Source organism: Haloarcula argentinensis DSM 12282, from assembly GCA_000336895.1.
Taxonomy (GTDB): Archaea; Halobacteriota; Halobacteria; order Halobacteriales; family Haloarculaceae; genus Haloarcula; species Haloarcula argentinensis.
The window spans coordinates 405,285-419,596 of sequence record AOLX01000017.1; the positions used below are offsets into that span (position 1 = coordinate 405,285).

At 62.6% G+C, this 14,312-nt stretch carries 11 protein-coding genes; 5 read left to right on the top strand and 6 right to left on the bottom strand.

Features of this window, described 5'->3' with window-relative positions; genetic code table 11:
• Window positions 1–59: 59 nt before the first annotated feature.
• Window positions 60–998, top strand: coding sequence for an ABC transporter ATP-binding protein (locus tag C443_RS11055; protein ID WP_005536355.1), 939 nt, complete (start codon window positions 60–62; stop codon window positions 996–998).
• Window positions 995–1,999, top strand: coding sequence for an ABC transporter permease (locus C443_RS11060; protein ID WP_005536357.1), 1,005 nt, complete (start codon window positions 995–997; stop codon window positions 1,997–1,999). The genes C443_RS11055 and C443_RS11060 overlap by 4 nt, the downstream gene beginning before the upstream one ends.
• A 164-nt stretch (window positions 2,000–2,163) precedes the next feature.
• Here C443_RS11060 and C443_RS11065 read toward each other — a convergent pair whose 3' ends face one another.
• From C443_RS11065 to C443_RS11085, 5 genes are all read right to left on the bottom strand, one after another.
• On the bottom strand, window positions 2,164–4,362 hold the full coding sequence (locus C443_RS11065) for a hybrid sensor histidine kinase/response regulator (RefSeq protein WP_005536359.1): 2,199 nt from the start codon (window positions 4,360–4,362) through the stop codon (window positions 2,164–2,166).
• 154 nt (window positions 4,363–4,516) lie between these two features.
• Entirely contained in the window at window positions 4,517–6,595 is a 2,079-nt protein-coding gene (gene ligA / locus C443_RS11070) for an NAD-dependent DNA ligase LigA (RefSeq protein ID WP_005536360.1), read from the bottom strand.
• A gap of 143 nt (window positions 6,596–6,738) precedes the next feature.
• Entirely contained in the window at window positions 6,739–7,056 is a 318-nt protein-coding gene (locus tag C443_RS11075; RefSeq protein ID WP_229727272.1) for a HalOD1 output domain-containing protein, read from the bottom strand.
• 139 nt (window positions 7,057–7,195) lie between these two features.
• Window positions 7,196–8,299 (bottom strand): pyridoxal-phosphate-dependent aminotransferase family protein, encoded by a 1,104-nt coding sequence (locus C443_RS11080; RefSeq protein ID WP_005536362.1) that lies wholly within the window; start codon window positions 8,297–8,299, stop codon window positions 7,196–7,198.
• Window positions 8,300–8,595: 296 nt separating this feature from the next.
• Window positions 8,596–9,069, bottom strand: coding sequence for a hypothetical protein (locus C443_RS11085; RefSeq protein ID WP_005536363.1), 474 nt, complete (start codon window positions 9,067–9,069; stop codon window positions 8,596–8,598).
• A 137-nt stretch (window positions 9,070–9,206) separates the two neighbouring features.
• Between C443_RS11085 and C443_RS11090 the strand changes: the two genes are divergently transcribed.
• Together C443_RS11090 and C443_RS11095 are read left to right on the top strand one after the other, a co-directional pair.
• A complete protein-coding gene (locus C443_RS11090) occupies window positions 9,207–9,833 on the top strand; it encodes a hypothetical protein (protein ID WP_005536364.1) in 627 nt (208 codons plus the stop codon).
• 33 nt (window positions 9,834–9,866) lie between these two features.
• Window positions 9,867–11,612: an excinuclease ABC subunit C gene (locus C443_RS11095; RefSeq protein WP_005536365.1), complete on the top strand. Its 1,746-nt coding sequence runs from the start codon at window positions 9,867–9,869 to the stop codon at window positions 11,610–11,612.
• 107 nt (window positions 11,613–11,719) lie between these two features.
• Here the strand turns inward: C443_RS11095 and C443_RS11100 are convergent, their stop codons facing one another.
• Entirely contained in the window at window positions 11,720–12,436 is a 717-nt protein-coding gene (locus C443_RS11100) for a fumarylacetoacetate hydrolase family protein (RefSeq protein WP_005536366.1), read from the bottom strand.
• Between the two features lie 262 nt (window positions 12,437–12,698).
• Here C443_RS11100 and C443_RS11105 point away from each other — a divergent pair, with 262 nt between their 5' ends.
• Entirely contained in the window at window positions 12,699–13,655 is a 957-nt protein-coding gene (locus C443_RS11105) for a M48 family metallopeptidase (protein ID WP_049944010.1), read from the top strand.
• The last annotated feature ends 657 nt before the right edge of the window (window positions 13,656–14,312 follow it).

Sequence of the window (14,312 nt, forward strand, 5' to 3'; positions counted from 1 at the left end):
TTTTTGATTGATAACTGAAACACGAAAGATTATACACGCGGCCGTCACAAACGCGCCGTATGGCAGCGATAGAACTGGATGGCGTCACCAAGCAGTTCGGGAGTCTCACCGCACTGCAAGGGGTCGACCTCACCGTCGAGGAGGGCGAAATCTTCGGCTTCCTCGGCCCAAACGGGGCCGGGAAGTCGACGACGATCAACATCCTCCTTGATTTCGTCCGCGCGACCGACGGGTCGGCGACGGTGCTCGGCCACGACATCCACGAAGAACCGAAGCGAATCCGTGCCCGCACTGGAGTCCTCCCCGAAGGCTACGACGTGTACGACCGGCTCACCGGTCGACAGCACCTCTCCTTTGTCATCGAATCGAAAGACGCCGACGAGGACACCGACGAACTGGCTGAACGAGTCGGCATCGCCGACGCCATCGACCGCAAGGCCGGCGGCTACTCGAAGGGGATGCAACAGCGTCTCGTGCTGGCGATGGCGCTCGTCGGCGAGCCCGACCTCCTCATCCTCGACGAGCCGACAACCGGGCTCGACCCGAACGGGGCCCGGCTGATGCGTGAAATCATCCGCGAAGAGAACGAGCGTGGCGCGACCGTCTTCTTCTCCAGTCACATCCTCGGCCAGGTCGAGGCCGTCTGTGACACGGTCGGCATCCTCCAGAACGGTCGCCTGATTGCCAAAGACAGCGTCGCCGGACTGCGTGAGGCTGCCGCTGGGGACACCGTCCTCCGCGTGACGCTTGCCGACGGCGACGGCACCGACGCCGCAGTCACGGCTATCGAGGGGCTCGAGGAAGTGTCGACGGTGACCGCGGACGGAACGACGCTCACTGTCGGCTGTGATAGCGACGCGAAGATGGCTGTGCTCAACGCCGTCGAGGAAAGCGGGAGCGAGGTCGCCAACTTCGAGACCGAGGAAACCTCGCTTGACGAAGTGTTCGCCGCCTACACCGAGCAACAAGAGCAAGAGCAGGCGGAGGTCGACGCATGAGCGCCGAACAGAACCCGGTCAAGCGCCTTCTTGGAGACATCGACACGAGCATCAAGAACTCCGAGTTCGCCGACTGGTACCCCATCTCGAAAAAGGAGTTCCGTGACACGGTCCGCTCGCCGTGGATCTGGGTGCTCTCGTTCATCTTCATCGTGCTGTTCGCGCTACCGGCGGTGCTGGGCCTGTATTTCAACATCGGCCAGCAGTTCGCCGAAGCTGGGGCGTCGCTGACGACGGACGCGTACGTCCGCTTTGCGCTGCCGATTGCGGCACCGCTGCTCCCCGCAGTCGCAATCGTCATCGGCTATGCCGCGATTGCCCGCGAGAGCGAGCGTGGCTCCCTGAAGATACTGCTGTCGCTCCCGTACACACGCGGTGAACTGCTCGCCGGCAAGTTCGTCGGCCGGAGCGCAATCACGCTCATCCCGGTGACAGTCGGACTCCTGACGACCCTGTTAGTGTTGCTCCCGTCGGAGATCGAGATCGCGTGGGAGTCGTTCCTGCTGTTCGCGCTCGCCACGATGGCGTACGGCGTCGTGTTCACGGCGTTCGCGATCGGCCTCTCCGCGGCGCTGAAAACCGCACGCCGGGCGATGGCAGCGTCGCTCGGGATTTACGTCTACCTGCAGGTGTTCTGGTCGAACCTCGGGGCAGGCCTCGGAAATCTGCTATCGGACCACGCGAACATCGACCAAGTGACCCAGCTTCACGTCGAGCTGTTCGTCTCGCTGCTGAGTCCCATTGCATCGTACCGCACGCTCGTCCAGGAGATCCTGCAGGGGTCGCCGATCCGCTCTCGGCTCCTCCTGACATCGAGTCCGCAGGTGACGTGTGAGGAAATGCTGGGCGGGACGCTCGAAGTGACACAGGCCGGTGCCGAATGTACCAACGCAGCGCTGCCGCCCCAGTACAGCACTATCGCAGTTATCGCCTACCTCCTCCTGTGGCTGGTCGTCCCGCTGGTCGCCGGCTACTACGTCTTCGAGAACAAGGACCTGTAACGGTCGTCGCTGACGGCGATCTCGTGCCGGCAACTTTGCAGCCACAACGAACGGCGATAGCAACAGTCGGAACGGTACCAAACCGATTGCCTGCCGACGGCGACCGGATGTGTGTTGGTTCACAACGGCTCCGACAGGAGTGTCGTAGCACCACAACGGATTCGTCACTCGGGAAACTCGACACCGGTGATTTCGAACCGAGCGCCCCCGTCCTCGCTGTCGGTGACGTGGATCTCCCAGCCGTGGACCTCGGCGATCTGTCTGGCGATCCGGAGCCCGAAGCCGGTCCCGTCCTCGGCGGTCGAGTAGCCCGCTTCGAACACCGTCTCGCGCTCGTCGGCGGGGATACCCGGGCCGTCGTCGGACACGTAGAACCCCGTTCCGTCGTCGAGGAGCCCGACCGAAACGGTTACCCCCGGGCCGCCGTGTTCGATCGCATTCCCGAAGAGGTTCTCGAACAGGCCCGACAGTCGGTCGCTGTCGGCCTCGGCGAGCCACTCCCGGTTCTCGACAGCCACATACCGTAGCTCGGCGGCTTCGTCGCCGTCCGCGACGATCGTCCAGGCGGCGTCGCCCGTCTCCCGGAGATCGACGGGCTCTGTCATCCCGATATCAACACCCTCGCGGGCCAGCCTGAGGACGTCGTCGGCGATGTCGTTCATCCGCTGGAGCGCGTTATCCATCGAGTCTAGGTGCTCGCTGTCACACTCCTCGCGAGCGAGCATCAGTCGGCTGCGAGCCACCTGTAGCGGGTTTTGAAGATCGTGAGAGACGACACTGACAAACTCTTCGAGGCGCTCGTTTTGCCGGGCCAACTCCCGTTTTTGCTCCGTCAGGTCTGTGATGTCTCGAAAGGTCCACAGCCGGCCGAACCGCGTCCCGTCCTCGGCGACGACGGGTGCGGTATAGCGGTCGAACACGCGACCATCGGCGAGTTCGAGTTCGTCTCTGGCGGTCATCTCGGGGCGTTCATACAGTGCCTCGACATCTACGCGAAACGCCTCGGGTTCGGCGACTTGCTCCATTGCCCACTCCAAGGCGACTTCCTCGTCGCCACGTTCGACAATGTCACGCGGGATGTCCCACATATCGACGAACCGTTCGTTGTAAGAAACGATAGTATCGTCTTCGTCGACGACGAGTATCCCGTCGATCACCGCCTCTTGCTGTGCTTTGAGAATCGACCGCTGTCTGGCGATTTTCGTCTCGTGTTCCCGTTGCTCGGTCACTTCGCGGGTGACACTGACCACGCCCTCGACCGTCCCGTCGATCACAAGCGGCGTGAGCCGGTACTCTAGCACCTCATACCCGTGGCCGGGGAACTCGCCGCTCACCTCCCCACGGAGTTCGTCGCGTTCACCGTCGATTAGGTCCTGGTACGGGTCTCCCTCGTACTCGCTCCGGATCTTCGGCAGGAGGCTACTCGGTTTCCCTTCCAGTTCGTCTCTGGTTGTTCCGTAGAACGAGGCTAGATACTGATTGACGAGTTCGAACCGCCCCGCCGTGTCGTAGATGCAGGCCGATTCCGGCATCGTGTTTACCATCCGCTTGTATCGCTCCAGTTTGCGCTCTCGCTCCCGGAGGTCGGTGATGTCCATGACGAACCCCTCCAGTGCGTCCGGTTTGTCCGCTGCCCCCGGAACTTGGTGTCCATGTTCCCACATCCACTTCTCGATGCCGTCGGCAGTGATAATCCGATAAGTCACCTCGAACTCACCCTGGGCCGCGAGCGCGTCCTGTACCGTCTCCCAGACCCGGTCGCGGTCCTCCGGATGGAGCACGTCGTCGCCCCAGACTACCTCCCCAGTTTCGAAGTCTGCAGCCGTGTAGCCGGTGAGAGATTCGATCTCGCCCTCGACGGTTTCCATCGGCCAGCCCGATGCGTTGGGACGGCGATAGACCATCCCCGGAAGGCTGCTGATGAGCGACTCCAATCGTCGGGTTCGCTCGTCAAGCTCTCGCCGGGACCTGCTTGCGCCGACGGCGTTGCAGATCCGGTTCGCGAGCAGTTTGTACTGCTCGGTGCCCGAACCCTTCTGGAGGTAATCGGTCACGCCAGCAGAGATCGCATCGCTCGCGATTTCCTCGGACCCTTTCCCGGTGTAGAGGATGAATGGGAGGTCACCGTGGTCCTCACGAACAGTTTCGAGAAACTCGATTCCGTTCTGGTCCGGCATGTCGTAGTCGGAGACGATACAGTCGAAGCGCTCCACGGAGAGTCGCTCCATCGCCGCATCGACATTCGTCGCGGTCTCGACACACAATCGGCCGTCCTCGTGTTCGAGTACCGTCGCCGTCACGTCCACGAGGTCCGAGTTGTCGTCGACGTGAAGAACGCGGACTGTCTCACCGGCGAAGTCCATAGTCTTCCAATTACTATAGGAATACGCAAACAAAATAGATAGGGTCAAGAAAAGACACGAGACGGGTAATAGCGCGACTGGTCGGTTCAAGTGTGCGTCCGACCGCTATTTCGATGGCCGACGGCGGCTCACTCGGGACTGTTCGACCCGACTCTCACAGCACACCCGCGTCGTCCAGCAGTTCTTCGAACTCTGCTTCGGTAAGCGTCGTCACGTCGTTTTTTTCGGCGTCGTCCTGTTTTCGCTGGCCGGGGTTGTCGCCGAGTACCAGATAGTCCGTGTTGCCGGAGACACTACTCGTCGCCGACCCGCCGTTGCGCTCGACTAGTGCCTGCGCGTCGCTGCGGGTGTAGCCGTCGAGTGAGCCAGTGAAGACGAACGTCTGGCCGTCGAGGGCGTCGCCGCCCGTTTCCTCTGCGGCCTGTGGGTCGACATGTTCCAGTAGGCGGTCAATGACAGCGCGGTTCCCCTCGCCCTCGAAGAACTCCACGATGGAGCGGGCAACTGTCTGCCCCACGTCGGGGACGGCCTCGAACGCGTCGGTGTCGCCCTCATCAGCAGCGTCGAGTATCGCCCCGAACGTACCGAACTCCTGAGCGAGGTTTCGCGCCGTGACAGTCCCGACTTCGGGGATGCCCAGCGCGACGAGGAAGTCCGCGAGCGGTGGCTCGCGGGCGGCGTCCATCCCGTTGACGAGGTTCCGGGCGCTGGTCTCGCCCCAGCCCTCCAGGTCAGTGAGATCCTCGACAGTGAGTGCGTACAGGTCCGCGGGGTCCGAGACGAGACCGGCGTCCAGCAACTGCTGGACAGCCTTCTCGCCGACACCCTCGATATCCAGCGCGTCGCGGCTGGCGTAGTGCTCGACGCTGCGCTCGCGCTGGGCGGGGCAGGTCAGCCCGCCGGTGCAGAACGCCATTGGGCCATCGCGCTCGACGGGACTGTCACACGCCGGGCAGGTCTCGGGGAACTCGAAGTGGCCATCGCCGTCGTCGTCGAGTACTTCGACGACATCCGGGATGACGTCGCCGGCTCGCTTGATGCGGACGCGGTCACCCACGTCGACGCCGAGGTCCGCGATGAGCGACGGGTTATGTAGCGAGGCACGCGAGACGGTGACGCCGCCAACCTCGACTGGGTCCATGAGCGCGACAGGGGTGAGCCGCCCGGTCCGGCCGACCTGCACCACGATGTCCCGCACCGTCGTCTCCTCCTTGCGGGCCGGGAACTTGTAGGCGAAGGCCCACCGCGGGGCGCGCGAGGTCGACCCGAGTGCGTCGCAGGCGTCCATGTCGTCGACCTTGATGACGACACCGTCGATCTCGTAATCGAGGTCATCGCGGGCCTGCTGCTGCTCGGTCCGGTAGTCGATGGCGGCGTCGATGTCCTCGACGACGGCAGTTCGGTCACAGACTCGCAGTCCCCACTCGGGAAACCGTTCGTGCATCTCGCTGTGGCTCTCGAAGTCGACCGAGGCGTCGAGGACGCCGAAGAAGAACACCGACAGCGGGCGCTTGGCGGTCACCGACGGGTCGAGCTGGCGGAGCGTCCCGGCGGCGGCGTTGCGGGGGTTCGCGAAGGGGTCCTCGCCGCGCTCGACGCGCTCGCGGTTGAACGCCGTGAAGGCGTCCCGCGGGATGTACACCTCGCCCCGGACGGCCAGATACTCGGGGTACTCACCGCGGAGCCGCTGGGGGACGCTGGAGATGGTCCGGACGTTCTCGGTCACGTCCTCGCCGACCTCGCCGTCACCACGCGTCGCGGCCCGCTGGTAGACGCCGTCCTCGTAGACGATTTCGACGGAGAGGCCGTCGAACTTCGGCTCGCAGAAGTACTGCACGTCGTCGGTGTCGAGCCGGTCCCGGACCCGCTCGTCGAACTCCCGTACGTCCGCTTCCTCACCGCCCTGATCAATAGAGCCCATCCGGGCGACGTGTTCGACATCGGGGAGTTCGTCCAGTGGCTCGCCGCCGACGCGCTGAGTCGGACTGCCGTCAGTGTCGAGATCGAACGCCGATTCGAGTCGCTGGAGCCGGGTAAACAGCGCATCGTAGGCCCGATCGCCGATGACCGGGTCGTTCTCGACGTAGTACCGGTAGTCGTGGTCGCGAATGGCCTCGCGCAACTGGTCTGCCTGCTCGCGGGCGGTTTCGGCGTCGATGGTCTCGACGGGCTCGAACTCAGTCCGCGGATCGGAGAGATAGGGGTTCTCGACGGCGTCCTCGGCAGTGGTCATGCTGACGGAGTGTTGCGCCTCGGATACAAAAACGGCTCTGCTCCGGCCCTCAGGTCAGGGGAGCAACGGGTGGAAGCTGGGAGTGAGCGTTACCCACGTCGCTGCCGCCCGTGACAAGAGAGAAATAGTGCAGAAACTGCCAGCTATCGGCCGATACTGGAACTGGGGGCCTCGATGACGAGTTCCCCATCGCTTCGGACGGTGACCGAGTGACCGGCGTATTCAAACGAGATGCTAACAGGTGTCGAGCGCTTCGGAGAGTCGAGGAGTGAATCGAGCGCTTCGGGGTCGATAGTCTCGTACAGCGGTGCGAAGTCAGTCTGTTCCCGGCCGGTCATGGCAGAGATATACTCAGTCACTGCCGCGCTGGGCCGCGTCTCGCTCCAGTCGAACTGTTTTCTGGTCACGTTCATCGATGTTGGGGTGTCGCCGTCCCTACTCCGCCTGTTACTTTTACTCATACGGTTTGTCTGTTTACATCAAAGTAGCAATCAGTAATATAGTCTTCCCAGCATTATCAAACTGTGAAAATGCCATATCGTAGAATCGAACTGCCCCAAATCCACCTATAGCCCCGGCCTCCGTTGATTATCTCTCTGTTTACAGGTCGGCGACGTCTTCGATTGCGTCGGTTAGTTCCTTGATACTCTCGACGGTGTGTTCGCCCATATGTCCGATGCGGAAACTCTCCTCGCTGATGTCGCCGTAGCCGCTGGAGAACACCATGTCGTACTTCTCGGAGACGGCTTCGACCGTCTCAGCGACGTTGATACCCTGCGTGTTCTCGATGCAGGTGACCGTCTGGGACTCGTAGCCCGCCTCGGGATACAGATCGAAGTGCTCGCGGGCCCACTCGCGCGTGTACTCGGCCATCTCTTGATGGCGCTGGTCGCGGGCATCGTGGGTCTCATCGAGCATATGTTTCATCTGCTGTCGGTAGGCAAGCATAAGCGGGATCGCCGGCGTGGAATGGGTCTGACCCTTCCGATCGTAGTAGTCCAGACAGCGCTGGAAGCCCCCGTACCACGACGCAGAGTCCTTCTCCAGTTCCCGCTCGTAGGCCGCGTCGCTGACGGCACAGACGGCCAGCCCGGGTGGCATGGCGAACGCCTTCTGTGTGGACGTGAAGATGGCGTCGATGCCGTGAGCTTCGATGTCGATCTGGTCGCCGCCGAGACAGGAGATCGCGTCGACGATGAAGTAGGTATCCGGGTACTCCGCGACTACGTCGCCGATTTCCTCGATCGGGTTTCGGACACCGGTCGAGGTCTCGTTCATCACGGCCCCGACAGCGTCGTAGTCACCGGATTCCAGCGCGTCGCGGATATCGTCGGGTTTGACCGCCTGCCCCCAGTCGTACTCGATGCGGTCGACGTCCTTGCCGAGGCGCTCGGCGACGTTGGCCTGGCGCTCGCTGAACGCGCCGGAGGTCGGCACGAGCATGCTGTCCTCGACCAGGTTGAGCGTCGTCGACTCCCAGAACTCCGTGCCCGACGCCGTGAGCACGATGACGTCGTTGTCGGTCCCGAGGAACTCCTTCGTGTCCTCGACGATGGTGGTGTAGAGGTCCGTCATCCGGTCCATCCGATGGCCGAACATCGGCTCGGCCATCGCCTCGATAACGTCCTCGCGCACCTCTGTCGGCCCCGGGAGATACAGCGTCTTGTCCTGGTAGTCGTCTTTGTATTCGCGTTTTTCGGTCACAGAACCACCTGTAGTAAGTACACTCTCGAATCCGGAGGGCATGGTAGTTTTGATACCGGGCGAAGCGAACCGGCGTGCGGCCTGAGAAGAGCGGACCGCTCACGAGGAAAAGACACAGCTGGCGGTTGTACCTTCCACGAAGTATTTATCATTTGAATAACTACATTCGACCATGGGCCGCCACACCCCGCTCACAGACGCCCAGCGAGCGGCCGTCGCCGATAGAGCGGTTGAGCAGGTCGCCGACACGTTGGTCGAGATACACGACGGCTCGCAATTAACTCACTGCAAACCGCTCAGCGACGACGATACCAGCGGATACCGTACATGACCAGCCCGGCGTAAATCGCCGGCCCGACCAGAACTGTGGCACTGGTCGCCACCGCTTCGCTGGACAGGTATCCGAGGAACACGTGGATAAACACCAGCACGAAGGGGGCGAGAGCGAGGGCTTTCCCGCCGGTTCTGAGCGCCGCGTCGAACGTCGACTGTGTCGCAGCAATTGCCCCGACGCCGGCGACGACGAGGAGATACAGCGCGGCCCCCGGAGGCGAAACGAGTGGGAGCGTGAACAGTGCGATACCGGCGAGTACGACACCGACGATTGTCGGCCCGTTGTCGCTCTGTGCGAGCGCGTTCTGGATACCGTCGAGGTCACCGGCGTTGAGGGCCGCTTCGAGGTCCGACGTGGTTTGACTGCCGCCAGCGTCGAGGACCGTTGTCCCGGTTCCAGCGTCGACCGGGCTGTCAAAGTCCCGACCACAGTGCATACACCACGTCGCGGTCGCACTGACTTTCTCCGAGCAGTGAGGGCAGCGGGGATCGGCGGTCATACTGTCATGTTCGAGGGCGCACAGTTAGCGGTTACGGGGGGAGAATATACACGTCTCCGGGGTAAACGGGGTGTATGGATTGGGTCGCACGGGCCGAAAGCCTCCTGTACGACGGTGAGGTGATCGAAGCGGACGTTCGGCTGGACCGTGGCGGTGTCGTCGTGACGAGCCACCGTGTCCTCGTGTTCACGCCCGACCGCGAGGGGTCGAACTACCGGCAGGTCGACCGCCCCAACGTCGAGGGGGTTAACGTTACCACCAGCGGCGACTGGTCGTTCCTCGAACTCGGCGTGAAGGCACTGGTCATCGGCGTCGTACTGGTAGCAGCCGGGATGACCGTGAGCCTCGACAGCCTCGTCAGTAACGTCTCGCTGGATAGTGGCGGTGCCGCCAGCGCCGTCGGCATCGGCGGAATGCTCGGGATGCTCCAGACGATGCTGACGCTGATGGCGCAGCTAGATGACCTAATGCGACTGTTCGGCGGGCTCGCGCTGGCCTTTGCCGCCGTGGTCCTCGGGGTCTATCTCTGGAGCCGCGACCGCCTGCTCGTCGTGCGCGTCGCCGGTGACGACGACATCGAACTGGCCGCACCAGACGACGAGAGCGTCGTCGAGCGGATCGAAGCCGCCATCGTCCCGGAGGCTCCCCCTTCCGAGACCGAAGGGACGGCACAGCCACCGCCCGACGACCCGCTCCCGTGACGTTCAACCCCGCCGAGCGCTAACCCCAGAGTAATGGACGCCGACGAGGTTCGAGAGCGCGCGGGGTCGTTGCCACAGGAGCCCGGCGTGTACCTGTTCGAACAGGGCCGGGACGACACGCGCCGGGTCTTCTACGTCGGGAAGGCCGTCGACCTCCGTGACCGCGTGCGCTCCTACGCCGACCCGCGGAGCGAGCGCATTGCCAAGATGGTCGAGCGAGCCGAGACTATCGACTTCGCCGTCACCGACACCGAGACGCAGGCACTGCTGCTCGAAGCGAACCTCATTAAGCGCCACCGGCCGCCGTACAACGTCCGGTTGAAAGACGACAAGTCCTACCCACTGGTCCAGCTGACCGACCATCCCGTCCCCCGGGTTGAGGTGACACGCGATCCGGCGGATGGCGCGACCGTCTACGGGCCGTTCACCGACAAAGGACGGGTGGAAACAGTGGTGAAGGCCCTGCGGGAGACGTACGGCCTGCGAGGCTGTTCCGACCACAAGTACAGCAACCGGGACCGGCCCTGTCTCGACTACGAGATGGGCATCTGTACTGCGCCCTGTACCGGCGAAATCAGCGAAGCCGACTACGCCGAGGACGTCGAGGCAGTCACGCGGTACTTCGAGGGCGAGACCGGTGTCCTCGGGGACCCGCTGCGCCGCGAGATGGAGGCTGCTGCACAGAACCAGGGGTTCGAGCGCGCCGCGAACCTCCGGGACAAACTCGGGGCCGTCGAGGCGCTCCACGGCGAGGGCGACACCGCCGTCAGCGACTCCGGAGGATACCAGACGACGGACGTCCTCGGGGCCGCTATCGAAGGCGAGCGCGCCATCGTCGCCCGGCTCCACGCCGAGGGCGGCAAGCTCGTCGAGCGAGACCGACACACGCTCGAAGCACCGGACGGCGAAGGCACCGCCGGCGTGTATCGGGCGTTCATCCCACAGTACTACGCCGAGCGGGAGCTACCCGACCGAATTCTCTGTGCCGAAGACCCTGCCGATCCAGACATCGAGGCGTGGCTGGAGAGTGAGGGCGTCACGCTCGGGGTCCCCGGTGCCGGCCGAGAGGCGACGCTGGTCGACCTCGCGCTGAAAAACGCCCGCCAGCGCGGCGGGACTGACGACGAGAGCGGCCGGCTGGCCGATGCACTGGGAATCAGCCGTCCGAGCCGTATCGAGGGCTTCGACGTGAGCCACGCGCAGGGCCGGTCGGCCGTCGGCTCGAACGTCACGTTCGTCGACGAGACACCCGAGAAGAGCGATTACCGGCGGAAGAAGCTCACCGAACAAAACGACGACTACGCGAACATGCGCGAACTCCTCCGCTGGCGGGCCGCGCGCGCCGTCGAGGGCCGGGACGACCGGCCAGACCCGGACCTACTGCTCATCGACGGCGGCGACGGCCAGCTCGGTGCGGCTCGCGACGCCCTCGCAGAGACTGGCTGGGACGTGCCAGCCATCGCGCTCGCGAAAGACGATGAACTGGTCATCACACCCGACCGTGTGTACGACTGGGACGACGACGCCCCGCAGCTCCACCTGCTCCAGCGAGTGCGTGACGAAGCGCACCGCTTTGCCGTCCAATACCACCAGACGCTACGGGACGAAGTCTCGACGACGCTGGACGACGTCCCCGGCATCGGCCCGGAGACCCGGAAGCGGCTGCTCCGACGTTTCGGTAGCGTGGACAGCGTCAGAGCGGCCTCCGACGAGGAACTAACGGCTATCGACGGTATCGGCGAGCAAACCGCGGAGACGATTCGGACCCGGCTACAGTGATTTTGTATAGCAGATAGTAGTTTATCGTCGCTAGCTGGCCAAACCCACGATTCTGCGGATAGATGTCGTAAAAAGCCGCTACGCTACGTTTTCGGCGACCTGATACGTTATAGCTCGACAACCGAGTTACGGAGCGTGCCGACGCCCTCGTAGGTTATCTCGATCGTGTCGCCGGGCGCGACCGTGCCCGGGTTGGCCGGGCTGCCGAACGCAACGACATCGCCGGGCCGGAACGTGAACCGCTCCGAGAGGTACGCGACTACCTCGTGCGGTCCGAACAGCATCTCGCTGGTATTGGCAGACTGTCGGCGCTCGTCGTTGATGTCGGTGTACATATCGATACCGGTGGGGTCGACGTCAGTCTCGATCCACGGGCCCAGGGGCCCGGAGCCGTCGAAGGCCTTTCGGGCGGTTCGGCCCTGCTGGTCCAGCGCGTCGACGTCGTTCAGGATCGTGTAGCCCGTAACGGCGTCAGAAACATCAGCCGGATCGATATCGTGACACCGCTTGCCGATGACCGCAGCTAGCTCACCGGCGTAGGTGAGCTCGTCGGTGAACGGTGGGTAGGAAATGTCCTGTTCGTGGGCGAGTAGCGCTGTCGGAGGCTTGATGAAGAAGTCCGGCTCCTCGGGGCGGTCGTAATCCATCTGGTCATTGGTAGCGGCGTAGTTCCGGCCGACGCAGTACAGCGCGGTCGGTTCACACGGCGGGAGCAGTCGGCCATCGCGGCCAACCACGTACTGGCCGTCATCAGCGTGGATGACGCCGTCAGCGTATTCGCCGGTGACCGGTCCATCCTCGGTCAGGAGTCGTGCAGTTCGCATACCGAGTGGTCTGTGTGGCGGTGAAAAAGGCGTGTCGGCTACCGCGGACACCGCTCGACAGTCATCACCAGCTACGAGGCCGAAAACGCCGTTCTGTGACCAGTATAGCAAATCATCGATCCGTTTGCTGTAGTCAAGGTAAATCTAATATCGCTATATCAAATAGTCCAACGACCGCGGAACAGGCATCGAAGGGGTCAAACGATGGAACGGCGGTGACACCACCGAAGCGACTTTTTCGCACAACGGCGTACCAGCATACATGGCTGTGACCCGACGGCTACTCATGGCCGTCGTCGGACTGCTGTCGCTGCTGGTCTATCTCGCGGCGGCATACGTCGGGTATATGCTGCTTCTGCCAGTGTGGGACAGCCGTCCATCGCCACTGATGGCCACGCTGGTCATTATCGGGACAGCGATTGCTCTTGGCGTCTTGAACTACTGGGCTGCAACGGCGCAGCTCAAGCGATCCCTCGATGCAGTCGAACTCTCACGGGCGCGCGTGCCGGAGGTCTACCGCCGCCTCGACACGCTTGTCGATCAGATGGACGTCGAGACGCCAACGCTGCTACTGGCGGAGTTGCCAGTCCCGAACGCGTTCGCCATCGGCGGCGGCGCTGGGGCGATCGTCGTCGACAGGCGGCTGTTCCGGCTGCTATCCGTGTCGGAGTTCGAGGCGCTGCTGGCGCACGAACTCGCGCATCTGGAGACCCGCGATGCGCTCGTTCAGACTGTCGCGTACAGCCTCGTCCAGACGTTTATTGGGCTCGTCGGCCTCGTGGTGTTCCCCATTGTGGTACTCACCGGCGGTATCGCCCGTTCACTCGCATTGCTACGCGGCGACCCGTCGTCGTGGTCGCGCTCCTGGCTTGGGCGGGCACAGCGATACGCGCTACAGGTCGTTGCCGGTCTCGGATTCGCGGTGACGCTGCTGATACTCGGCTATTCCAGACGTCGCGAGTTGGCAGCCGACGACCGTGCGATCGAGATAACAGAGAATCCCCTTGGACTTGCTCGTGCCCTCGCGAAGATCGAGCAGGCGTCGAAACCAGACCCCGGTCTCCTGCGGCAGTTATACGTACACAACGAAGCGGACAGTGATCTTTCGCGCCTCTTATCGACGCATCCACCGATAGACGAACGAATACAGCGGCTACAAGAGCGAGCGCAGCACGGTAGTTCCACAAAGGTGAGCAAGTCGTCAGGCAGCCGTCGGTAGTTGTGTCGTTCAGTAACGGGCGAAAGCGCAGTAACATATTCGATCAGCGCTTTCAGGTATAGACAATCAGATTTAACAGCCATATCGGAGAGAGATAGTCAAAAGACGGTCAGTTTCGCCATAGATACTGCTCGTAACACGTCGGTTTCAGTAAGCTGGTCTGACCGGTCAAAATCTTGTTTGAGGTGTGAATAGAAACACGACTGTGTGGATCTGTCGCGACGCCGATCGAGACAAGTAGCTGGGTAGTGTTGCGTCCGATGCCGACGTGTGGAAAGTCTCTATATGCACATTGAGAGCAACATAGCGGTCCTAGAAACCGCTATGTTCGGCAAGGTGCTACGTCCGCATATGCAAGCCAGCATCCCAAAACGAGCAACGGAGGGGGCAAAGAGCGACACATATGGATGCCCGCTGTGTAACTGTGGTGCGGACAGTGAAGAGGACATTTACTGCCATCTGCTGGTATCACACCGGAAGAGCGCACTTGTTGACGCACTTCTCGAAAGGGTGGACAGCGACGAGTTAGCACGGGTTTAATTTCGGTATAGACGCCAGCACCAATTTAAGTACTAAATAGTGCCTCCTGGAGAAATTGATGTGGTATTTGTGTCCATACTTGTCAAATTGGTATCCAGAGTCTGAAATCGAGAGATA